The sequence below is a fragment of the Pseudosulfitobacter pseudonitzschiae genome, assembly GCF_900129395.1.
In the GTDB taxonomy this organism is placed as follows: domain Bacteria; phylum Pseudomonadota; class Alphaproteobacteria; order Rhodobacterales; family Rhodobacteraceae; genus Pseudosulfitobacter; species Pseudosulfitobacter pseudonitzschiae.
Map to the genome: position 1 here is coordinate 723,164 of NZ_FQVP01000001.1, position 21,537 is coordinate 744,700.

Below are 21,537 nucleotides of genomic sequence, written 5' to 3' on the forward strand. Positions count from 1 at the left end.
AATGGCACATAAAAAAGCAGGTGGTTCATCCCGCAACGGCCGCGACTCAGCGGGTCGTCGTCTTGGTGTGAAACTGTACGGCGGTCAGGCCGCCATTCCCGGCAACATCATCGTGCGTCAGCGCGGGACCAAATTCTGGCCCGGCGCAGGCGTCGGCATGGGCAAGGATCACACGATCTTTGCAACCGTCGATGGCGCCGTGACCTTTCACAAGGGTCTGAAAAACCGCACCTTCATTTCGGTTCTGCCACAGGCGGAAGCTGCGGAATAAGCCGAACCTGATAGGTTAAACATCTTGAAGGGATCGGCGATACCGCCGGTCCCTTTTTCGTTTCTGACAAAAACATTCAGGGGCCGCGCGATTTAACGATGTCGTGAGTTTTTTGTGCGACAGCCCCGTGACCGACCTCGTATTGCGCGGGGTCAATTATTAACTGATCTACATCTCGTGCGCATTTTATGTGCGGGGCGGAATTCGGACTGTTCGAGGAGGAACAAACCGATGGAAATGACCAAAGTGGCCACCCAGCCTGTGATCGAAGCGGAACGGTTCGACCTGCGCCCGCTGCGTACGTCGGACCGTGGGCTGATCGAAATGTATGCCGCCGACAAACGTGTCGCCACCATGACCACGTCGATCCCGCATCCGCTGCCCCCGGGCACGTCCGAGGCATTCGTGACACGCGCCATGTCCGCGACCCGTGAAGAGGACGTCTGGGCGATTGATGGCACCAAGGAAGGCGGTTCCGAGCTGATGGGCGTGATCTCGATGCAGCAGATCGACCGAAATCAGGCCGAGCTGGGATATTGGGTGGCGCCTGCATTCTGGAACACCGGCCTTGCCTCCGAGGCGGTGCAGGCCCTGATTGACGCCAATCCGATGGGCAATGCGGCCCTTTTTGCAGTGGTGTTTCAGGACAACGCTGCCTCTGCCAAGGTGTTGACGCACTGCGGTTTTCAGTATCTGGGTGAAGCAGAAAGTTTTTCTGTCGCCCGCAATGCGACCGTCCCCACCTGGACGTATTCGCGCAAACTCTAACGGATGCCCCGAGGGGCCCGCACAGGCTAGGACCGCGCTATGAAATTTCTTGATCTCTGCAAGGTCTATATCCGGTCCGGTGCGGGCGGGGGCGGCTGTGTGTCGTTCCGGCGTGAAAAATACATCGAATTCGGTGGCCCCGATGGCGGCGACGGCGGCACCGGCGGCACCGTCTGGGCCGAGGCTGTGGACGGGTTGAACACGCTGATCGACTTTCGCTATCAGCAGCACTTTTTCGCCAAGAACGGCCAGCCCGGCATGGGCCGCCAGCGCACTGGCAAAGACGGTGATGACATCGTGCTGCGCGTGCCTGTGGGCACGGAAATTCTGGACGAAGACGAAGAAACCGTCGTTGCCGACCTGACCGAGGTGGGCCAGCGCGTGAAGCTGGCACGCGGCGGCAACGGTGGTTTCGGCAACCTGCATTTCAAATCCGCCACCAACCAGGCGCCGCGCCGTGCCAATCCGGGGCAGGAGGGCGTCGAGCGCACGCTGTGGCTGCGCCTGAAACTGATTGCGGACGTGGGCCTGTTGGGTCTGCCCAATGCGGGCAAGTCAACCTTTCTGGCCGCGACTTCGAACGCGCGCCCCAAGATTGCCGATTATCCGTTCACCACGCTGCACCCGAACCTGGGTGTGGTCGGCGTGGACAATGTCGAATTCGTCGTGGCCGACATTCCCGGCCTGATCGAAGGTGCGTCCGAAGGACGGGGCTTGGGCGATTTGTTCCTGGGCCACGTCGAACGCTGTGCCGTGCTGTTGCATCTGGTCGATGGCACCTCGGACACGGTGGCGCAGGACTACAAGACGATCATCACCGAGCTTGAGGCCTATGGCGGCGATCTGGCCGACAAGCCGCGTGTGACGGTCCTGAACAAGATCGACGCGCTGGACGATGATGAACGCAACGCGGCCAAGGTCGAGTTGCAAAAGGCCTGCGGCGGCACCGTCATGTTGATGTCGGGCGTGGCTCGCGACGGCGTGACCGAAGTGTTGCGCGCCCTGCGCAAACAGATCGACGATGACCGGCTGCGCAAGCAGGAACCCCAAGAGGAAGAACAGTGGCGACCCTGACCGACGCCAAGCGGCTGGTCGTCAAGATCGGCTCGGCCTTGCTGGTGGACCGCGCGACCGGTGCACTGCGTGAGGATTGGTTGCGCGCACTGGCGCTGGATGTGCAATGGCTGAAGGGGCAGGGCACACAGGTTGTGCTGGTCTCCTCCGGCTCGATCGCGCTGGGTCGCGGTGTGCTGGGGCTGCCCTATACGGAACTGCCGCTGGAGCAATCCCAGGCGGCGGCGGCCGTCGGCCAGATCCGGTTGGCCCGCGCCTATGAGGATGTGATGGCGGTGCATGGCATCACCACGGCGCAGGTGCTGATGACGCTGGAGGACAGCCGCGACCGGCGCCGCTATCTGAATTCGCGCGCGACGTTGGAAACGCTGCTGGGGTTGGGTGCGCTGCCCATCGTCAATGAAAACGACACCGTGGCCACCGACGAAATCCGCTTTGGCGACAACGACCGGCTGGCGGCACAGATCGCCGCCACCATCGGCGCGGATCAGCTGGTGCTGCTGTCGGATGTCGACGGCTTTTACTCGGCAAACCCCGCCGATGACCCCACCGCCATCCGCTATGACGTGATCGACGAGATCACCGCCGAGATCGAGGCACAGGCGGGCGATGCAGGGTCTGGCCTGAGCAAGGGCGGCATGAAAACCAAGCTGATGGCCGCCAAAACTGCCACTGCCGCAGGCTGTGCCATGGCCATTTGCCATGGATTTGAACCGCGCCCCTTGCACCGTTTGCACACCGGCGCGCCGGTTACATGGTTCTCGGCCACGCTGGACCCGCAAACCGCGCGCAAACGCTGGATCGCGGCGATGAAACCACGCGGTACGCTGACACTGGACGCGGGCGCCACCCGTGCGCTGGAGAATGGCAACAGCCTGCTGCCTGCGGGTGTCACTGCCGTCGCAGGCAATTTCAACCGTGGTGATCCGGTGGCCATCGCCGATGCATCGGGGCATGTGCTGGGCCTTGGCCTCACCCGCTACACCGCCGAGGAAACCCGCACCATTCAAGGCCACCACAGCGCCCATATCGAAACCCTGCTGGGTTATCCGGGCCGTGCCGCATTGGTTCACCGCGACGACATGGCGCTCTGACGGCTTGTTTTGGCTGTAAATATGCGCGCCAGAGGCATAAATCTGTGCCAACACCGACCACAAGGAGCAGACCGATGAAAGATCTCGCCGATATTCCCGCCCTGATGGCCGACATCGGTGCCCGCGCCAAGGCTGCCGCTGCCGAACTGGCCGTGGCCTCGGCCGAGCGCAAGCACGCGGCCCTGATCAGCGCCGCCGCCGCCGTCTGGGCGCAGCGCGACGCGATCCTGGCGGCCAATGCCAAGGATCTGGAGTTTGGCCGCGACAAAGGTCTGTCGCCCGCGATGATGGACCGCTTGAGACTGGACGAAGACCGCATTCAGGGCATCGTTGACGGGCTGCGCGCCGTGGCTGAACAGGCCGATCCGGTGGGGGCTGTCATGTCGGAATGGGATCAGCCCAGCGGGCTGCACATCAAACGCGTGCGCACGCCCCTGGGTGTCATCGGCGTGATCTACGAATCGCGCCCTAACGTGACGGCAGATGCCGGAGCGCTTTGCCTGAAGGCGGGCAATGCGGTGATCCTGCGCGGCGGCTCGGAAAGCTTTCATTCCTCGCAGGCCATCCACGCCTGTCTGATGCAGGGCCTGCGTGATGCGGACCTGCCCGAAGATGCCATCCAGTTGGTGCCCACCCGTGACCGCGCCGCCGTGTCCGAGATGCTGACCATGACCGGCACCATCGACGTGATCGTGCCGCGTGGCGGCAAGGGGCTGGTGGGATTGGTCCAGCGTGAGGCCCGCGTGCCGGTCTTTGCCCACCTGGAGGGCATCGTTCACATCTACGTGGACAAGGACGCCGACCCCGAAAAAGCACTGCGCGTGGTGCTGAACGCCAAGACGCGGCGTACGGGCATTTGCGGGTCGGCGGAATGTCTGCTGATCCACCGCGACGTGCTGTCCACCATCGGTCAGGGTCTGGTACGGGCGCTGATGGATGCGGGCGTTGAAATGCGTGTGGACGACACGCTCAAGGCCATCGATGGCACGGTCGAGGCGCAGGACGACGACTGGGGGCGCGAGTATCTGGACATGATCATGGCTGCCCGTGTTGTCGACGACATCGACGCGGCCATTGACCACATCCGCACCTATGGCTCACAGCACACCGAATGTATTCTGACCGAGAACGAAGACGCCGCCGCCCGCTTCATGGCGCGCCTCGACAGTGCGATCATCATGCACAACGCCTCGACCCAGTTCGCGGACGGTGGTGAATTTGGCATGGGGGCCGAGATCGGGATCGCCACGGGCAAGATGCATGCCCGTGGCCCGGTCGGGGCCGAACAGCTGACCAGCTTTAAATACCTGGTGCGCGGCGACGGGACGACCCGCAGCTAAAAACCGATGGTCAGGTCCGTACCCTGGCCTTTGACCGTCAACTTGCGCCCTGCGTCCGCGACCACAGCGGGCAGCAGGGCGAATTGCACATGTGCCGGCTGGATTTCATCCGGTGGGATGGCTGACTCCAGCGTGTCCCACAACGCTTTGTCCACGTTTATTTTTTCACCGCGTCCGTGAACGGTCCAGCGTTGGCGTTCGCAGGTCACTTCGATCCGTCCACCGTAAGGCATGGCGGTCTCAAGGCATTGGATTGCCAGGAATGCGATGCGTACCGCCTCGCGTGGCTGTTCATCCATCGGACCCCATGCCACGTCCAGCCGCCCGCCCTGCATCAGGTCACGCAAGACACTCACGATTTCGGCCCGGCCCATTTGCTGTTTGCCCGCGGCACCATAGGCGATGCGGAAAAAGCGGATGCGCGCCGTGGCACTGCCCACGGATTCGGTGATCAGTTGCAGCTCTGGTCCATCGCTGCTGCCCGTCATCCCAAGCAATTCCAGCCCATTGTTGATTGCGCCGATGGGCGATATGAGGTCATGACATATGCGGCTGCCGATCAGAGCGGCCAGATTTACGTTACTGGAGCCCACGGGCGAGCTCCTTGAAAGGGTGACAGATGGAAGATCTCAATGCCATTCTGGCTCCTGGTATGTTGGTACGCCATCCCGATTGCCCGGACTGGGGGTTAGGTCAGGTCCAAAGCAACATCGACAGACGCATCACTGTCAACTTCCGCGAGCATGGCAAGGTTGTTATCGACAGCACCCGCGTCGCTTTGGTACCGGTCTTTGATGGCTCATGATCCTTGCCGAAAGGTTAACATATGGGCGTTGTCTTCCATTTTATGTAAGTTGCGCCTGTTGCGCGCCCGCGACACAACCGGACCCAAAACAGACTGACCCGAATGCCCAAGATTTCCTCCGCTCCACTGGCCGCTCCGCAATTTCGGATTTCGATGGCGCGCAATGCCGAAGATCTGAAGGCGGCGCAGCGTTTGCGTTATGAGGTTTTCGTGCGTGAACTGGGCGGTGGGGGCGACATGGTGGACCACGCCGCCGGTCTGGAATGCGATCGGTTCGATCCCTTTTTTGATCACATGCTGCTGCACGACGTAACCCAGGGGCGGGTGGTTGGCGTCTACCGCATGTTGCGCAGCGACCAGGCGCAGGCGGCGGGGCAGTTTTATTCCGAGGACGAATACGACCTTGCGCCGCTGCGCAATTCCGGGCGCAACCTGCTGGAGTTGGGCCGGTCCTGCCTGCATCCCGACTATCGCGGCGGCATTGCCATGCATCACCTGTGGTCGGCGCTTGCGGCCTATGTGGCGGAACATGATATCGAGATATTGTTCGGTGTCGCCAGCTTTCATGGCACCGACACACAGGCACTTGCCGCACCCCTGTCGCTGCTGCACCACCGCCATCTGGCACCCCCCGAAGTGCGCGTGCGGGCGCGCGAGACGTCGTTTCAGACCATGGACCTGATCGCCGAGGACGCGCTGGACCGGCGCGCCGCCATGTTGCAAGTGCCCGCCCTGATCAAGGCGTATCTGCGGCTGGGCGGCGTCGTGGGCGAGGGGGCGTGGATCGACCGGACGTTTAACACCACCGATGTCTGTCTGGTCATGGACACGGCGCAAATGAACACCCGTCAAAGCCGTCTGTACACCGCGCGGGGCGATGCATGACCGTCACATGGGACGATGGCAACGTGCCACCGCCGCGACGCTTCGGGCTTGGCGACTGGTTGCGGGTTGCGCTGCGCGGGTTGGCAGTGGGCACGCTGGTCTTTGGTGGATTGGCCCTGCTGCTGTTGGTGCGCCTGGTCGAGCGGCCCTTGTGCGGGCTGCGCCGGCCGGTGACGCCGTTCATCACCGTGGCCGTGTGCAAGGGCGCGTTGCGGCTGATGCGTTTGCCGCTGAAGGTCACAGGCGTGCCGATGCGCGGGCAGGGGGCTGTGGTGGCCAACCATTCCTCATGGCTGGATATTTTCGTGCTGAATGCGTCAAAGCGCATTTATTTCGTGTCGAAATCCGAGGTGGCGAACTGGCCCGGCATCGGCTGGCTGGCGCGGGCCACCGGCACCGTCTTTGTCGTGCGCGACCCGCGCCGCGCCGCCGAGCAAACGCAGATGTTCCAGGATAGACTGCTGGCAGGCCACAAGTTGCTGTTCTTTCCCGAAGGCACCAGCACGGACGGGCTGCGGGTGTTGCCGTTCAAACCGACGCTGTTTCAGGCCTTTTTCGCGCCAGAACTGCGCGACCGGTTGCAGGTCCAGCCGGTCACGGTGATCTATCACGCGCCCACCGGGGCCGACGCGCGGTTTTATGGCTGGTGGGGCGATATGGCGTTCGGCACGCATCTGCTGTCGACACTGGCCGCCCGCCGTCAGGGCCGGGTCGAGGTGGTGTATCACCCCCCGTTGAAAGTCGCCGATTTCGCAGAACGCAAGACGCTGGCTGCCACGGCCGAACGGGCGGTGCGCGGCGCGCATGTGTTGGCAGCGGCGGAGAACGCGCCAGAGCTGGGAAAATAAGGGCGAACCGCTCTTGCGCCCCGCACAAAACCGGCCTATACGCGCGACACTTCAATCCGCAGGTGGGGATTGGGCTTTCCGGGGGAGAAATCCCCGGATGTCCGCCGGTTGGTGCAAACGCACTGATACCCCGCCAAGGCGAAAACCGGAAAAGGAATAAGACATGGCTCTTCCCGAGTTCTCCATGCGCCAGCTGCTGGAAGCAGGCGTACACTTTGGTCACCAGACTCAGCGCTGGAACCCCCGCATGGGCCCGTACATCTACGGCGCACGCAACGGCATTCACATCATGGACCTGACGCAAACTGTTCCGATGCTGGACCAGGCGCTGCAAGTCATCCGTGACACCGTCGCCAAAGGCGGCAGCATTCTGTTCGTCGGCACCAAGCGTCAGGCTGCACAGCCCATCGCCGATGCCGCAGAGAAATGCGCACAATATTACATGAACCACCGCTGGCTGGGCGGCACGCTGACCAACTGGCAGACCGTGTCCAAGTCGATCCAGCGTCTGAAATCCATCGACGAACAGTCGGAACTGGGTTTTGGTGGTTTCACCAAAAAAGAACGCCTGGGCATGGAACGCGACCAGTTCAAACTGGAAGCATCGCTGGGCGGTATCCGTGAAATGGGCGGTCGTCCCGACCTGATCTTCGTCATCGACGTGAAAAAAGAAGCACTGGCAATCGCCGAAGCCAACAAGCTGGGCATCCCGGTTGTGGCCGTGGTCGACACCAACTGCTCGCCTGACGGCATCGACTATATCATTCCGGGCAACGACGACGCGGCCCGCGCCATCACGCTGTATTGCGATCTGGCCGCCCGCGCAGCCCTGGACGGCATGAGCGCCCAGCTGGGTGCGGCCGGTGTGGACATCGGTGCGATGGAAGAAGCTCCTGTCGAAGAAGCCGTGGCGGAATCGACTGGCGTTGAAACCGGCAACGTCTCGGAAGAGACAGCGCACAACGATGCCATGGCGAAAGACGCGCCCCTGGACATCGAAAGCACCAAAGAAACAGTGGCCAAAGCCGACAGCTAAGTCTGTTACACGGCTTTGATACAAGACGGCGGGGGCAACCCCGCCGACCCGCAATATATCTGAGGAGACCCGACAGATGGCAATCACAGCATCTATGGTCAAGGAACTGCGCGAAAGCACCGGCGCAGGCATGATGGACGCGAAAAAAGCGTTGACCGAAAACGATGGCGACATGGAAGCAGCAGTCGATTGGCTGCGCACCAAAGGTCTGGCCAAGGCGGCCAAGAAATCGGGCCGCACCGCCGCCGAAGGTCTGGTTGCAGTCAAGGTTGACGGCAACAAGGGCATCGCGGTCGAAGTGAACTCGGAAACCGACTTTGTCGGCAAGAACGCCGAATTCCAGAGCATGGTGTCGGGCATCGCCGATGTGGCAATCACCGTCGATTCCGTTGACGCGCTGAACGCGGCTCCGATGGGTGGCAAGACTGTCGCCGAAATCGTGACCGACAAGATCGCCACAATCGGTGAAAACATGTCGGTGCGTCGCATGCAGTCGATCACTGGCGACACCGTTGTGTCCTATGTTCACAACGCAGCCGCGCCCGGCATGGGCAAAATCGGCGTTCTGGTCGCAATGACCGGTGGCGACGATGCCTTTGGCAAACAGGTTGCGATGCACATCGCCGCCGTGAACCCCGCTTCGCTGAGCGAAGACGATCTGGACGCATCTGTCGTCGAGAAGGAAAAACAGGTTCAGATGGACATTGCCCGCGAAAGCGGCAAGCCCGAAGCGGTTATCGAAAAGATGATCGTCGGCCGTATGAAGAAATACATGTCCGAAGTGACGCTGCTGAACCAGCAGTTCGTTGTGAACCCCGACCTGACCGTGGCCGACGCCGCGAAAGAAGCGGGTGCCACAATCACCGGTTTCGTGCGCCTGGAAGTGGGCGAAGGCATCGAAGTGGTCAAAGAAGACTTTGCCGCCGAAGTGGCCAAAGTCAGCCAAAGCTGATTTCGACGCTGTAACAGGCGACAAAAGACAACAGGCAGGGCATCCCATCGGGGTGCCCTGTTTGCATTTCGGGGGCTCTGCCCTGCGCGTCTGCGACGCGTCCCATGGAGTTTATCCGGCAAGATGAAGACCCGTTCACGCTTTTGTTGGCTTGGCAGGGTGCCTGATCGTCCTAGTTTGCGATCAAAGCAATCCAACAGGGGACATATCCAAATGATACCGCGCAGAACCTTTCTGGCCACGACTGCCGCCGCCATCACGTTTTTGCCCTATGCCGCGCGCGCAGCCGCCCATGCGGGCGACAGCTTTGCCACCGACACCGGTGAGATCAAGGTGTTCCCGGTCGATCACGCATCCTTTGTGATGACCACGCCCGCAGGCACGATCTACAATGATCCGGTCGGCGATCCGGCGATGTACGCCGATTTTCCGGCCGCTGACCTGATCCTGGTCACCCATGAACATGGCGATCACTACAATCCCGAAACGCTGGCCGCGTTGATCGGCGATGCCACCATCCTGCTGGTGAACCCCGCCGTCGCCGACAAGCTGCCCGAGGACCTGAAATCCCGCGCCACGGTTCTGGCCAATGGCGAACAGGCGCTGGTGGGCAAGATCGATGTGCGCGCGATCCCCGCCTATAACACCACCGAGGACCGCAAGCAGTTCCACCCCGAGGGGCGCGACAATGGCTATGTTCTGACCATCGACGGATTCCGTGTCTATATCTCGGGTGACACCGAGGGTACGCGCGAGATGAAGGCGCTGAGCGATATTGATCTGGCATTCGTCTGCATGAACCTGCCGTTCACGATGGATGCAGAAGCCGCAGCCGAGGCCGTGGCCGCCTTCAAGCCGACTTATGTCTATCCTTACCACTATCGCGGGCGTGATGGCGGCACCCAGGACCCCGAAGCCTTTGCCGCCGCGGTTGGCGACGCCACCATGGTCAAGATGGGCGACTGGTATCACAAGGAGGGCTGAACGCCCGTCGGCACGTACCATAAAAAACGGAGCCACCCGGGCATGGATGGCTCCACTCTTTGATCCTCGGGCCTTGATCACGGGGATGAGACGTGACCCTAAGGATAAGGTCCGACCCCAAAGATGGACTATACATCCCAGGGCCGGGGTCCGGAAAGTCCGGCCGGTCGGCAGAGCCTCGAAATCGCGAGGGTACCTTCCGCTGCTCCAATGGCATTAAGCCACCACTCACGGAACTCCTTGATACTGACTGTTAAGACGGCTTAACGAAAGTCAGGTAATCCTTACCCATGGTCAGATTATTGCGATCCACATGGAAGGGGAAAGAAGTTTATGTCGCATCACCCGTGACAATTTTTGCAGTTCTATCGCGGAAAATGCAACTGGTCCGTGCGGTGACCGTCAGAAACCTTCAGGCCTCCAGGATGAACATCTGGTTGGCAAAGGCCGCTTTCAGCACCGCCTGCGCGGTCGTTTCCACCGCCAGCGCCTCGCGGGCCAGTCGCAAGTGTTTCTCGACCGTCGCCGAAGTCAGTCCCATCAGCACCGCGATGTCCTGCATGGTCTTGCCGTCACCGACCCATTCCAACGCTTCGCGCTGGCGCTTGGTCAGGCCGCGATTGGGCCCGGAATAGGGCAGGGTCAGGATCTTGAGGTGCGCCACGTTGTTCATCAGGTGAATGTCGCGGCCGTGCACCTCCCATATTGCGTCGATCTCGTCCTGGGTCATCCCAGCGCGCGCCGTCAGGGCAATGGCACCTTTTGACCGCGCCGAGACCGATTTGAAGCTGATGGTGTAACCTGCGGTCACGCCCATCTTGTGATTGAACTCCACCACCCGTGCCTCGGCAGGGGTCAGGGTCTGGGTTTCGACCATCTGCGCCAGCATCCGCCAGCTGCCCGCCCCCTCGTTGTTCAGCGCCCAGCTGACCATGGGGGCGTGAAGATAGTGCTGCTCGCCCATGAACACATCCGTGTAGGATTTGTCATGGTTCGTCAGGATGATGAAATCCTCGGGATCGCCCAGGTTGTTGCCATAGCGATAGCGCGTAAAGCCGTAGATCAGCCGGTCAAAGCCGTAGCTGGCCATTTTCTCGGTGTGCGCATCCCAAAGCTCTTCCATTGTCTGGCAATTGGAAAGCCCGTGCAGATATATACGCACATCATCGGTCATGACGGTGTCCCCAGATGTTCGGCCAGCACCTGAAGCGCCAGATCATAGCCCTGCGCACCAAAGCCCGCGATCTGTCCCAGGGCGACGGGCGCGATATGACTGTGATGCCGGAATGGTTCGCGGGCGTGGATATTCGACAGATGCACCTCGACGACCGGCAGCTCGACCGATGCGATCGCATCGCGCAGCGCCACGGATGTATGGGTATAGGCCCCAGCGTTCAACACGATGCCGCCGTGGGTCCCCTTTGCCGCATGGATCGCGTCGATCATCACGCCCTCGTGGTTGGACTGCAAACAGACCACGTCCAGCCCCATGTCCTTGCCCCTTGCCACACACATGTCCTCGACATCTTTCAATGTCGTGCGTCCGTAAACCTCGGGTTGGCGTGTGCCCAGCAAATTCAGGTTCGGTCCGTTGAGGACAAGAATCGACGTCATATCAATACTCTTGTAAATTCAACGTATAGTTAGCCGCACCGCACCCTGACTGTCCAGCGCAGTGCGGTGCGCAATCTTTTATGCCGGGGGCGCAAACACGGCCAGGCCCAGCCAGTCGGCGATCAGGGCAGGGGTCTTTTCCCCCTCGATCTCGATTGTCAGCCCGCTTTCGCGCAGCAGGTCCGTGGCATTGCGCTGCTTGACCGAATTGATCACAAAGCGGCCCCGCACACGCGCGCCGGCCTTGACCGGGTTCAGGAACCGCAGCTTGTTAAAGCCATAGTTGATGCCCATCACCTGGCCCTCTGCCATCGAAAAACACTCGTAGGAAAACCGGCTGGCCAAACTGAGCGTCAGGAACCCGTGCGCGATAGAGCCGCCAAAGGGCGTTTCCCTGGCAGCGCGTTCGGGGTCCACATGAATCCACTGTTCATCCATCGTGGTCTTGGCAAAGTCGTCGATCATCGCCTGATCGACGGTGATCCAGTCGGACACACCGACCTCTTGCCCGATCAACCCTTCAAGGCGCGCGACTTCTGTTTCAATTGGTGTCATGTCTCTCTCTCCCTAGATCTCTGTCATCTCACGACGGATCGGCGGCAACGCGCACCATCCGTTTTCCCTTGTTGTCGCCCGCCAGCAGGCCGATCAGCGCCTTGGGTGCGTTTTCCAGCCCCTCGACCACGTCTTCGGTCACCTTGATCTGACCGCTGCGCACCCAGGTTTGCAGCGCGCGGATCGCCTTGGCATCGTCGTCTGCAAAATCCATCACGATGAACCCTTCCATACGCAGCCGTTTGACCACAACCAGACCGGGCAGGTTGCGCGGGCCGGTGGGGGCCTTGGTGTCGTATTGGCTGATCGCGCCGCAACAGGCGATGCGTCCTTTTTCGTTCATCAGGGCCAATACCGTTTCCAGCACGGTGCCGCCGACATTGTCGAAATAGACGTCGATGCCATCGGGGCATTCGGCACGCAACGCCTTGAACAAGCCGGCTTCGCGGTAATCAACGCAGGCGTCAAAGCCTAACGCGTCCACCACCCATTTGCATTTCTCAGGCCCACCCGCGATGCCCACCACACGGCAGCCAAGCGCCTTGCCGATCTGTCCGACGTAGCCGCCGACCGACCCGGCGGCCGCAGAGACAACAATCGTTTCCCCCGCCATCGGCTTGCCAACGCTGACCAGCCCGTGAAAGGCGGTCTTGCCGGCAATGCCGTAGACGCTGATCAGATGGCTCAGCTGATCCACCTTGGGCAGCTTTTCGACTTTGTGGGCTGGGCGCACGACGTAGTCGGCCCAGACCGCTTCGGCGGCCACGATGTCACCCACGGCAACGCGGGGGGTATTGGATTCAACCACCTCGCAGATCGAATAGGTCGCCATCACATCGCCCGCCTTGACCGCATCGCGATAGGTGGCGCCCTGCATCCAGCTGCGGTTGGCTGCGTCAATCGACATCAGGATGGTCTTCAACAGCACCTCGCCATCGCCCGCGGTGGGCATGGGCGTTTCCTCCAGGGCAAAATTGTCCTCGGTCAACGTGCCGTCAGGCAGCGTTTGCACGACAATCTGTCGGTTGTTCATTGTCAGCGTTCCTTGTTATCAAACGTGAAAAGAGAAAGGTTTGTCATGTCCCGCGAATACCGCCAGCCCGTTTATGCGCCGCCCAAAGGGTCCGCCGACCTTCTGTTGATCCGCCACGGCGAAAGTGCGCCCGCGCGCGAGGGTGTGCATTTCGACACAGTGGACGGGCACGGCGATCCGCACCTGCACCCCCAGGGGCACAAACAGGCCGAGCGCGTGGGCGAACGCCTGAAAGGCAACCCGATCCGCCAGATTTACGTGACCAAGCTGACGCGCACCCAGCAGACGGCGGCCCCGCTGGCGCAGCATCTGGGCCTGACGCCGCAGCAAAACCCCGACCTGCACGAGGTGCATTTGGGCGACTGGGACGGCGGTCTGTACCGCGTCAAGGCGGCGGCAAACGATCCCGTCTATCGCCGCGCGATGGAAGCGCAGGACTGGGGCCTGATCCCCAATGCCGAAAGCCGCGATGCGTTCTTTGAACGGGTGACGCGCGGGTTGATGGCCATTGCCGCCGCGCACACCGACGAACAGGTCGCTGTCTTCGTGCACGGCGGTGTCATCGCGGCCGCGCTGGCCGTGGCCGCACGGTCGGAACCCTTTGCGTTCCTGGGGGCCGCGAACGGATCGATCAGCCGCCTTGTGATCCAAGGCGACCGTATGACCATTCGCGGGTTCAACGATATTTCGCATCTGGATGGCCTCTGAATCCAGAGGTCACTCGATCTTGAGCACCACCTTGCCCTGCACCTTGCGGTCCTGAATGTATTCCAGCGCCTTGCCGGCCTCTTGCAGCGGGAAGGCCGCGTCGATGCGTGGCTTGATCTTGCCGGCCGAATACAGCGTGAACAGGTCCTGCATGTTTTCCATGTGGCCTTTTGGGTCCTGACGGGTCGACGCGCCCCAGAACACGCCGACGATCTGGCAGGATTTCAGCAAGGTCAGGTTCAGCGGGATCTTGGGGATGCCTGCAGGAAAGCCAACCACAAGGAACCGACCGGCCCAGCCCATCGCGCGAATGACCGGCTCGGCATAGTTGCCACCGACTGCGTCATAGGCCACGTCGATGCCCTTCGGGCCGACCAGATCCTTGATTTCCTTGGAAAACGCACGCTGGGCGTCCTTGTCCATGTCGCGCGTGTAAATCAGCGTTTCATCCGCACCGACGTCACGGCAGAACTGTGCCTTTTCCTCGGAAGACACAGCGGCAATCACGCGTGCACCCGCAGCCTTGCCCAACTCGATCGCGGCAACACCAACGCCGCCCGCCGCACCCAGAATGAACAGGGTTTCGCCGGGCTGGATGTTTGCGCGGTCCTTCAGCGCGTGATGCGATGTGCCATAGGTCAGCACCAGACACGCGGCATCCTCGAACGGCATGTCGTCAGGCATTTTCAGACAGGCCGCCGCAGGGGCGCACAGCTGCGTGGCAAAGCCACCGAAACCGGTCATTGCGATCACCTTGTCACCGACCGCGAACCCTGTGACGCCTTCACCCAGTTCCTCGACCACGCCGGACACTTCACCACCCGGGGCAAAGGGGCGTTCGGGTTTCATCTGATACATGTCCTGAATGATCAGCGTGTCGGGAAAGTTCACACCCGCCGCCTTGACCGCGATCCGAACCTCGCCTTTGGCAGGTTTCGGGTCAGCCATTTCAGTCAGTTCCAAACTGTCCGGTCCGCCCACGGCGGTGCTCAACATTGCTTTCATATCGGGTTCCCCTCCATAATCCGTGACGCAACGGCACGACTGGCCACGGCGTCTTGTCATGGACAATCCTGCCTGCGACACCTTGCCAGCGCAATTGCGAAATGCAATTTTGCATTGCGGAACGTAACGGCACTGCTGCATCGGGGAGGATGAGCATGAGCGATGACGCGCTGAATGCATTCCGGGCTGAGGTCCGGACATGGCTGGAGGAGAACTGCCCCCAAGAGATGCGCGACGGCGCGTCCGGTGAGGATGCAATCGTCTGGGGCGGACGCAACTGGAAATTCAAGAGCGAAGCCCAAAAGCTTTGGCTGGAACGGATGGCCGACAAAGGCTGGACCGTTCCAACCTGGCCGGTGGAATATGGCGGCGCAGGCATGGACCGCGCCCACCACAAGATCCTTCTGGACGAAATGCGCAAGATGGGCGCACGTGTGCCGCTGCAAAGCTTTGGCATCTGGATGCTGGGGCCGGCACTTTTGGCATTCGGCACGCATGAGCAGAAACTGCAATACCTGCCGCCCATCGCGCGCGGCGAAGTGCGCTGGTGTCAGGGCTATTCCGAGCCGGGTGCCGGGTCTGATCTGGCAAGCGTTCAGACCAGGGCCGAGAGCGACGGCGACCACTATATCGTCAACGGTCAGAAAATCTGGACCTCTTACGCCGACAAGGCCGACTGCATCTTTGCGCTGGTGCGCACCGACCGCGACGCGCCGAAACATCTGGGCATCACCTTTTTGCTGATCGACATGGAAACGCCCGGCGTCAGCACCAAGCCGATCCGCCTGATCTCGGGCAAGTCGCCGTTCTGCGAGACCTTCTTTGACGACGTGCGGGTGCCCAAGGCCAATGTGGTCGGCACCGAAAACCGGGGCTGGGACGTGGCCAAGCACCTTCTGACCCACGAACGCGAGATGATCTCGGGCGGTGGGCAGGGCCTGTTGGGTGGCCGGCCGCTGGGCGCGGTTCTGAACGCGCAGGACGGCGGGCTGACCGATCCGGTGCTGCGTGCCGAAGCGATGGCCTGTGAGGTTGACGCGCTGGCCGTGGCACTGACGCTGGAACGCTACAAGGACCAGGCTGAAAGCGGCGGTGGCGTGGGCGATGCCTCGGCCATGCTGAAATACGCAGGCACCGAGTTGAACAAACGCCGACACGAGCTGATGATGTCGGCAGGCGGTGCGGATGCGCTGACATGGGATGGCAAGCATGACGGGCTTGCCGCCGACTGGCTGCGCACCAAGGCGAACTCGATCGAAGGCGGCACATCCGAGGTGATGCTGTCGATCATTTCCCGTCGTGTATTGGGGCTGCCGGCATGAGCACACTTTTGTTGACCGAAGACGAAACCATGCTGCAAGACGCCGCGCGCGGCTTTCTGGACGGGGCGGCCCCCGTGTCGCATTTCCGCAAGCTGCGCGATGCGGGGCAGACGCATGATGCAAAGCTGTGGGCCGAGATGGCGCAGATGGGCTGGACCGGCGTGCTGGTCCCCGAAGACGCGGGCGGCTCTGACATGGGCCATGCCGCTGCGGGCGTTCTGGCGGGCGAGCTGGGCAAGACGCTGGTCACTTCGCCCTTTATCTCCACTGCCGTGATCGCCGCGACGGCGCTGCGTCAGGTGGCCACGGACCGCGCGCGCGATGCGCTGGCGTCAATTGCTGCGGGTGACGTGATCTACGGGCTTGCCGTGGACGAGGGGGCGAAACACAACCCCGAGGCCACCGAGCTTGAGGCGCGCGCCGATGGCAACGGGTTTCGTCTGACAGGCACCAAAGGGTTCGTGGTCGACGGCAGCAATGCCGACCGTCTGCTGGTGCTGGCCAAAACAGACGCCGGCCTGACCCTGTTCGATCTGCCTGCCGACCGCGAGGGGATCAGCCGCGTGGGCCAGAACATGGTCGATGCCCGCGACGCGGCGCAGGTGACCTTTGATAACGTGCAGGCGACAGGCGACGATGTGTTGGGTTCCGTTGATGACGCCATGGCCGTCCTAAAACTGGCGTTGGAAGCTGGTCAGGCCGCGCTGTCTGCAGAAATGCTGGGCCTCAGCGCCGGGGCTTTTGCGATGACGGTCGGATATCTGAAGGAACGCAAACAGTTCGGCGTTGAAATCGGCCGGTTTCAGGCACTTCAACATCGCGCTGCACATCTTTGGTCTGAAACGGAAATCACGCTTTCTGCTGTGCGCCATGCTGGCCGCAAACTGGACGAAGACCCCGACAACGCCACGCTGGCCGTGTCGCTGGCCAAGGCCCGCGCCACCCAGACCGCCAAGCTGGCCGTGATCGAAGGCGTGCAGATGCACGGCGGCATTGGCATGACCGATGACTTTGACATGGGCTTTTTCATGAAGCGCGTTCGCGTCGCAACCGAATGGCTGGGCGACTATGGCTATCACGCCGCCAAGGTCGCCGCCGCGCGCGGGTTTTAAGGTAAAGGATGAGCTATGACACCGAATGATCTGTTTTCATTGAAAGGTAAGGTCGCGCTGGTGACCGGGGGCGCGACCGGCATTGGCCGTATGGCGACCACCGGGCTGATGCAGGCCGGCGCACATGTGCTGATCGCCTCGCGCAAGGCCGACGCCTGTATCGCCGTTGCGGATGAGCTGAACCAGATGGACGCCCCCGGCAGCGTCGAGGGGTTCGCTGGCGATGTCGGCACCGAGGAAGGCGTGGCAGCCCTGACCAAGGCGGTGCAGGAACGCACCGACACCCTGCACATCCTGATGAACAACGCAGGCATCAGCTGGGGCGCGCCGTTGGGACAATTTCCCTTTGATGCGTGGCAAAAGGTGATGAATGTCAACAACGCGGGCATGTTCAGCCTCACACAGTCCCTTTTGCCGATGCTGATCGCCTCGTCGAATGCCGACGATCCGGCGCGTGTGGTCAACGTGGGCTCTGTCATGGGCGATGCGCCCCTGGGCGACGGGGCATACAGCTATGCCGCGTCCAAGGCGGCGGTGCACCAGATCACCCGTATCATGGCCAAGGAACTGGCCAGCCATCACGTCACCGTCAACGCTCTGGCACCGGGGCCCTTCGTCAGCCGCATGACCGCCTTTGCCACCGCAGACGAGGAAACCCGCGCCAAGGTCGGTGATGACGTGCCGCTTGGCCGTGTCGGCCGCGAGGAAGACATCGCAGGCTGTATGCAGTTCCTGTGCGGTCGTGGCGGCAGCTATATCACCGGTGCGATCCTGCCGGTCTCGGGTGGCATTCAGGTGATGTCCGGCCCCAATCTTTTCCGTGCTGCTCTGGAGGGCTGAGATATGATCCGTTTTGATGACCGCGTCGCCATTGTCACAGGCGCAGGCGTCGGCCTGGGCCGCTGTCACGCGCTGGGTCTGGCCGAGCGCGGGGCCAAGGTCGTGGTGAACGATCTGGGCGCCAGCACCGATGGTGCGAGCACCGGATCGGACGCCGCGCAAAAGGTCGTGGCCGAGATCGAGGCCATGGGCGGCGAAGCCATCGCCCACGGCGCCGACGTTTCGAATGAGGAGCAGGTCAACGACATGGTCGCCAAGACCATGGAAAAATGGGGCCGCATCGACATTCTGATCAACAACGCAGGCATCCTGCGCGACAAGACGTTCGGCAAGATGACGATGGACGACTTTCGCAAGGTTGTTGACGTTCACCTGATTGGCACGGCCAACTGCTGCCATGCGGTCTGGCCGCACATGCGCGCGGCACAGTACGGGCGCATCGTGGTTACCACCTCGGCCTCGGGCCTCTATGGCAACTTTGGCCAGTCCAACTATGGCGCGGCCAAGGCCGGTGTCATGGGGTTGATGAACGTGCTGCATCTGGAAGGCGCGCGCGACAACATCCGCGTCAACACGCTGGCGCCCACCGCCGCCACCCGCATGACCGAAAACCTGATGCCGCCCGAGGCGCTGGAACTGCTGAAACCCGAGACCATCACCCCAGGCGTGCTCTACCTGGTTTCCGAAGACGGCCCCAGCCGCAAGATCCTGGGTGCAGGGGCAGGGCACTTTGCGCTGACCCGCGTGTATGAGACCGCAGGTGCCCTGATCGAGGGCGACATCACCCCCGAGGCGGTCGCCGCCCAATGGGACGCCATCTCGGCCCCGGAAGGTCAGGAAGAACTGAACGACGCCTTCGGACAAACCCGCAAATTCGCGCTCTCTGCCGCCAAGGCGAAGGGCATCAAACTCGACTGGTAACTTTCTTTTAGCCTCAAAAATCCAGGGGCAAGGGGCAGCGCCCCGAATATCCCGTCCAACCTACAAGGAACCCAACCCATGCGTGACGCAGTCATCGTTTCTACCGCCCGCACACCGATCGGCAAGGCCTATCGCGGCGCATTCAACGCAACCACACCGCAGGCGCTTGCTGCGCATGCCATTGAAAACGCCGTCAAGCGCGCGGGCCTTGATGGCTCGGAAATCTCTGATTGCGTTTTCGGCTCGGCGCTTCAGCAAGGGTATCAGGCGGGCAACATCGCCCGTCAGGCAGCCCTGCGCGCCGGTTTGCCCGTGACCGTGGCCGGCATGTCGCTGGACCGTCAGTGCGCGTCCGGCATGATGGCGATTGCCACGGCGGCCAAGCAGGTCATCACCGATGGCATGGACATCGTCATTGGCGGTGGTGTGGACAGCATCTCGTTGGTGCAGACGCAGGACATGCGCGTCAACGCCGATCCCTGGCTGAAACAGACCAAGCCCGAAATCTACATGACCATGTTGGAAACAGCCGAAAACGTGGCCGAACGGTACAACATCAGCCGCGAGGCGCAGGATGAATATTCCGCCCGCAGCCAGGAACTGACCCATCAGGCGCAACAGGCCGGCCGTTTCGACGATGAAATCGTTCCGATGACCACCACCATGATGGTGCAGGACAAGGAAACCAAGGAGATCTCGAAACACGAGGTCACGCTGGAGAAAGATGAGGGCAACCGTCCCGGCACAACCGCCGAAAGCCTTGCAGGGCTGAAACCGGTGTTCAAGGACGGCATTCACGTGAAAGAAGGCAAGTTCATCACCGCAGGCAACGCCTCGCAACTGTCGGATGGCGCATCCGCCGCTGTGGTGATGGAAGCCAAGGAAGCCGAGCGCCGCGGTCTGCAACCGCTGGGTCGTTATGTGGGCGTCATGGCCGCAGGCTGCGAGCCGGACGAAATGGGCATCGGCCCGATCTATGCGGTGCCAAAGCTGCTGGAAGCGCACGGGTTGAAGATCGACGACATCGGCCTGTGGGAACTGAACGAGGCCTTTGCCTGCCAGGTTATCGCTTCGCGCGACAAGCTGGGCATCCCGGACGAGTTGCTGAACGTGGACGGCGGCGCAATCTCGATCGGGCACCCCTATGGCATGTCCGGTGCACGTATGGTTGGCCACGCGCTGATCGAAGGCAAACGTCGCGGCGCGAAATATGTGGTTTGCACCATGTGTGTCGGCGGTGGCATGGGTGCGGCGGGCCTGTTTGAGGTTCTCTAACAAACGCGGCGGCACCTCCGCCCGTTACACCATCACAACAACCGGATGGGCGCACAGCCCATCCATTCCCCTATCTGAAAGACATGTGCAAATGCCCCGTGACGACAGCCATCTTCCCAAGGCCCTGCAAGGGCTGCGCGTGCCCATGGTGGCATCGCCCTTGTTCATCATTTCCGTGCCCGAACTGGTCATTGCCCAGTGCAAGGCCGGTGTCGTCGGCAGCTTTCCGGCGCTGAACGCCCGCGAGGCCGAGGGCGAGCATCCGCTGCTGGACACATGGCTGACGCAGATCAGCGAGGAACTGGACCGCCACAACCAGGCCAATCCTGACAGTCCTGCGGCACCGTTCGCGGTCAACCAGATCGTCCACCGCTCGAACGCGCGTCTGGACCGTGATCTTGAGATTTGCGTGAAACACAAGGTGCCGATCTGGATCACCTCGCTGGGCGCGCGCGAAGAGGTCAACGAGGCGGCCCATTCCTGCGGCGGCATCGTGTTGCATGACGTGATCAACAACACATTCGCCAAGAAGGCCATCAGCAAGGGCGCGGACGGTCTGGTGGCCGTTGCCGCTGGCGCCGGTGGTCATGCCGGGATGCAGTCCCCGATGGCCCTGATCCGCGAAATCCGCGGCTGGTTCGACGGGCCACTGCTGCTGTCCGGGGCGATCGCCACGGGCGAGGCGCTGTTGGCCGCACGCGCCATGGGGGCCGATCTGGGCTATGCCGGATCTGCTTTCATCGCCACGGACGAGGCGAACGCCCAAGCCGAATACAAACAGATGATCGCCGACAGCGGGGCCGAGGACATCGTTTATTCCTCGCTGTTCACCGGCGTGGCCGGCAACTATCTGCGCGGCTCGATTGCGGCGGCGGGGATGGACCCTGACAACCTGGCTTCGGCGGATGCCTCGTCGATGAACTTTGGCAACGGATCGTCCAAGCCCAAGGCATGGAAATCCATCTGGGGCGCGGGGCAGGGGATTGGTGCGGTCACATCCGTGGGGCCGGTCGCCGGTGTCGTTGACCGGATCGCTGCGGAATATCAGGCAGCGGGCAAACGCCTAGCCGCCGAGTTCACGGGTTAGGGCGCACG

At 61.9% G+C, this 21,537-nt stretch carries 24 protein-coding genes; 18 read left to right on the forward strand and 6 right to left on the reverse strand.

Translation table 11 applies throughout. The features are described from left to right. The first annotated feature begins 1 nt into the window (after position 1). The 5 genes from rpmA to BUC08_RS03540 all read left to right on the forward strand — a co-directional run bounded on the left by rpmA (position 2) and on the right by BUC08_RS03540 (position 4,547). Positions 2-271: a 50S ribosomal protein L27 gene (rpmA, locus tag BUC08_RS03520; RefSeq protein ID WP_028956508.1), complete on the forward strand. Its 270-nt coding sequence runs from the start codon at positions 2-4 to the stop codon at positions 269-271. 231 nt (positions 272-502) lie between these two features. Beyond that, positions 503-1,039 carry a GNAT family N-acetyltransferase gene (locus tag BUC08_RS03525; protein ID WP_028956509.1) on the forward strand — a complete coding sequence of 179 codons (537 nt, stop codon included), beginning with the start codon at positions 503-505 and terminating at the stop codon, positions 1,037-1,039. Positions 1,040-1,078: 39 nt separating this feature from the next. Then, the gene (gene obgE / locus BUC08_RS03530; RefSeq protein WP_037920541.1) at positions 1,079-2,113 is read left to right on the forward strand and encodes a GTPase ObgE; all 1,035 of its coding nucleotides are present in this window, start codon (positions 1,079-1,081) and stop codon (positions 2,111-2,113) included. After that, positions 2,101-3,207, forward strand: coding sequence for a glutamate 5-kinase (gene proB, locus BUC08_RS03535; protein WP_037920539.1), 1,107 nt, complete (start codon positions 2,101-2,103; stop codon positions 3,205-3,207). The genes obgE and proB overlap by 13 nt, the downstream gene beginning before the upstream one ends. A 74-nt stretch (positions 3,208-3,281) precedes the next feature. Beyond that, positions 3,282-4,547 carry a glutamate-5-semialdehyde dehydrogenase gene (locus BUC08_RS03540; RefSeq protein ID WP_037920536.1) on the forward strand — a complete coding sequence of 422 codons (1,266 nt, stop codon included), beginning with the start codon at positions 3,282-3,284 and terminating at the stop codon, positions 4,545-4,547. On the opposite strand, the gene BUC08_RS03545 is transcribed toward BUC08_RS03540, so the two are convergent. Continuing rightward, on the reverse strand, positions 4,544-5,140 hold the full coding sequence (locus BUC08_RS03545; RefSeq protein WP_037920534.1) for a histidine phosphotransferase family protein: 597 nt from the start codon (positions 5,138-5,140) through the stop codon (positions 4,544-4,546). The genes BUC08_RS03540 and BUC08_RS03545 overlap by 4 nt on opposite strands. Positions 5,141-5,166: 26 nt before the next feature. Between BUC08_RS03545 and BUC08_RS03550 the strand changes: the two genes are divergently transcribed. The 6 genes from BUC08_RS03550 (at position 5,167) to BUC08_RS03575 (ending at position 10,057) form a co-directional block, all read left to right on the forward strand. Beyond that, positions 5,167-5,352, forward strand: a complete 186-nt coding sequence (locus BUC08_RS03550) for a DUF3553 domain-containing protein (RefSeq protein WP_028956514.1) — start codon at positions 5,167-5,169, stop codon at positions 5,350-5,352. 102 nt (positions 5,353-5,454) lie between these two features. Next, positions 5,455-6,237 carry an L-ornithine N(alpha)-acyltransferase gene (gene olsB / locus BUC08_RS03555; protein WP_037920532.1) on the forward strand — a complete coding sequence of 261 codons (783 nt, stop codon included), beginning with the start codon at positions 5,455-5,457 and terminating at the stop codon, positions 6,235-6,237. Next, a complete protein-coding gene (olsA, locus tag BUC08_RS03560) occupies positions 6,234-7,085 on the forward strand; it encodes a lyso-ornithine lipid O-acyltransferase (protein WP_037920530.1) in 852 nt (283 codons plus the stop codon). The genes olsB and olsA overlap by 4 nt, the downstream gene beginning before the upstream one ends. A gap of 163 nt (positions 7,086-7,248) precedes the next feature. Further along, positions 7,249-8,121: a 30S ribosomal protein S2 gene (gene rpsB, locus BUC08_RS03565; RefSeq protein WP_028956517.1), complete on the forward strand. Its 873-nt coding sequence runs from the start codon at positions 7,249-7,251 to the stop codon at positions 8,119-8,121. Positions 8,122-8,197: 76 nt separating this feature from the next. Beyond that, positions 8,198-9,073 carry a translation elongation factor Ts gene (gene tsf, locus BUC08_RS03570; protein ID WP_037920527.1) on the forward strand — a complete coding sequence of 292 codons (876 nt, stop codon included), beginning with the start codon at positions 8,198-8,200 and terminating at the stop codon, positions 9,071-9,073. A gap of 213 nt (positions 9,074-9,286) precedes the next feature. Beyond that, positions 9,287-10,057, forward strand: a complete 771-nt coding sequence (locus tag BUC08_RS03575; RefSeq protein WP_037920525.1) for an MBL fold metallo-hydrolase — start codon at positions 9,287-9,289, stop codon at positions 10,055-10,057. 412 nt (positions 10,058-10,469) lie between these two features. Here BUC08_RS03575 and BUC08_RS03580 read toward each other — a convergent pair whose 3' ends face one another. The 4 genes from BUC08_RS03580 to BUC08_RS03595 all read right to left on the reverse strand — a co-directional run bounded on the left by BUC08_RS03580 (position 10,470) and on the right by BUC08_RS03595 (position 13,259). Continuing rightward, positions 10,470-11,231 (reverse strand): LuxR family transcriptional regulator, encoded by a 762-nt coding sequence (locus tag BUC08_RS03580; RefSeq protein ID WP_037920523.1) that lies wholly within the window; start codon positions 11,229-11,231, stop codon positions 10,470-10,472. Then, positions 11,228-11,671, reverse strand: coding sequence for a type II 3-dehydroquinate dehydratase (gene aroQ / locus BUC08_RS03585; protein WP_037920521.1), 444 nt, complete (start codon positions 11,669-11,671; stop codon positions 11,228-11,230). Before aroQ ends, BUC08_RS03580 begins: the two co-directional genes overlap by 4 nt. A gap of 78 nt (positions 11,672-11,749) precedes the next feature. Then, positions 11,750-12,226 carry a MaoC family dehydratase gene (locus BUC08_RS03590; RefSeq protein ID WP_037920519.1) on the reverse strand — a complete coding sequence of 159 codons (477 nt, stop codon included), beginning with the start codon at positions 12,224-12,226 and terminating at the stop codon, positions 11,750-11,752. Positions 12,227-12,254: 28 nt separating this feature from the next. Next, the gene (locus tag BUC08_RS03595; RefSeq protein WP_037920517.1) at positions 12,255-13,259 is read right to left on the reverse strand and encodes an NADP-dependent oxidoreductase; all 1,005 of its coding nucleotides are present in this window, start codon (positions 13,257-13,259) and stop codon (positions 12,255-12,257) included. A gap of 45 nt (positions 13,260-13,304) precedes the next feature. Here BUC08_RS03595 and BUC08_RS03600 point away from each other — a divergent pair, with 45 nt between their 5' ends. After that, positions 13,305-13,967, forward strand: coding sequence for a histidine phosphatase family protein (locus BUC08_RS03600; RefSeq protein WP_037920515.1), 663 nt, complete (start codon positions 13,305-13,307; stop codon positions 13,965-13,967). 9 nt (positions 13,968-13,976) lie between these two features. Here the strand turns inward: BUC08_RS03600 and BUC08_RS03605 are convergent, their stop codons facing one another. Then, positions 13,977-14,972, reverse strand: a complete 996-nt coding sequence (locus BUC08_RS03605; protein ID WP_037920514.1) for an NADPH:quinone oxidoreductase family protein — start codon at positions 14,970-14,972, stop codon at positions 13,977-13,979. A 155-nt stretch (positions 14,973-15,127) separates the two neighbouring features. Between BUC08_RS03605 and BUC08_RS03610 the strand changes: the two genes are divergently transcribed. The 6 genes from BUC08_RS03610 to BUC08_RS03635 all read left to right on the forward strand — a co-directional run bounded on the left by BUC08_RS03610 (position 15,128) and on the right by BUC08_RS03635 (position 21,529). Beyond that, on the forward strand, positions 15,128-16,294 hold the full coding sequence (locus BUC08_RS03610) for an acyl-CoA dehydrogenase family protein (protein ID WP_037920512.1): 1,167 nt from the start codon (positions 15,128-15,130) through the stop codon (positions 16,292-16,294). Then, positions 16,291-17,406, forward strand: coding sequence for an acyl-CoA dehydrogenase family protein (locus tag BUC08_RS03615; RefSeq protein WP_174861667.1), 1,116 nt, complete (start codon positions 16,291-16,293; stop codon positions 17,404-17,406). Before BUC08_RS03610 ends, BUC08_RS03615 begins: the two co-directional genes overlap by 4 nt. Positions 17,407-17,421: 15 nt before the next feature. Then, a complete protein-coding gene (locus BUC08_RS03620) occupies positions 17,422-18,246 on the forward strand; it encodes an SDR family NAD(P)-dependent oxidoreductase (protein WP_037920509.1) in 825 nt (274 codons plus the stop codon). Between the two features lie 3 nt (positions 18,247-18,249). Further along, positions 18,250-19,167 carry an SDR family NAD(P)-dependent oxidoreductase gene (locus tag BUC08_RS03625; RefSeq protein ID WP_037920507.1) on the forward strand — a complete coding sequence of 306 codons (918 nt, stop codon included), beginning with the start codon at positions 18,250-18,252 and terminating at the stop codon, positions 19,165-19,167. A gap of 78 nt (positions 19,168-19,245) precedes the next feature. Beyond that, positions 19,246-20,442 (forward strand): acetyl-CoA C-acyltransferase, encoded by a 1,197-nt coding sequence (locus BUC08_RS03630; protein ID WP_037920505.1) that lies wholly within the window; start codon positions 19,246-19,248, stop codon positions 20,440-20,442. A gap of 91 nt (positions 20,443-20,533) precedes the next feature. Continuing rightward, on the forward strand, positions 20,534-21,529 hold the full coding sequence (locus BUC08_RS03635) for an NAD(P)H-dependent flavin oxidoreductase (RefSeq protein ID WP_037920503.1): 996 nt from the start codon (positions 20,534-20,536) through the stop codon (positions 21,527-21,529). Positions 21,530-21,537: the final 8 nt, after the last annotated feature.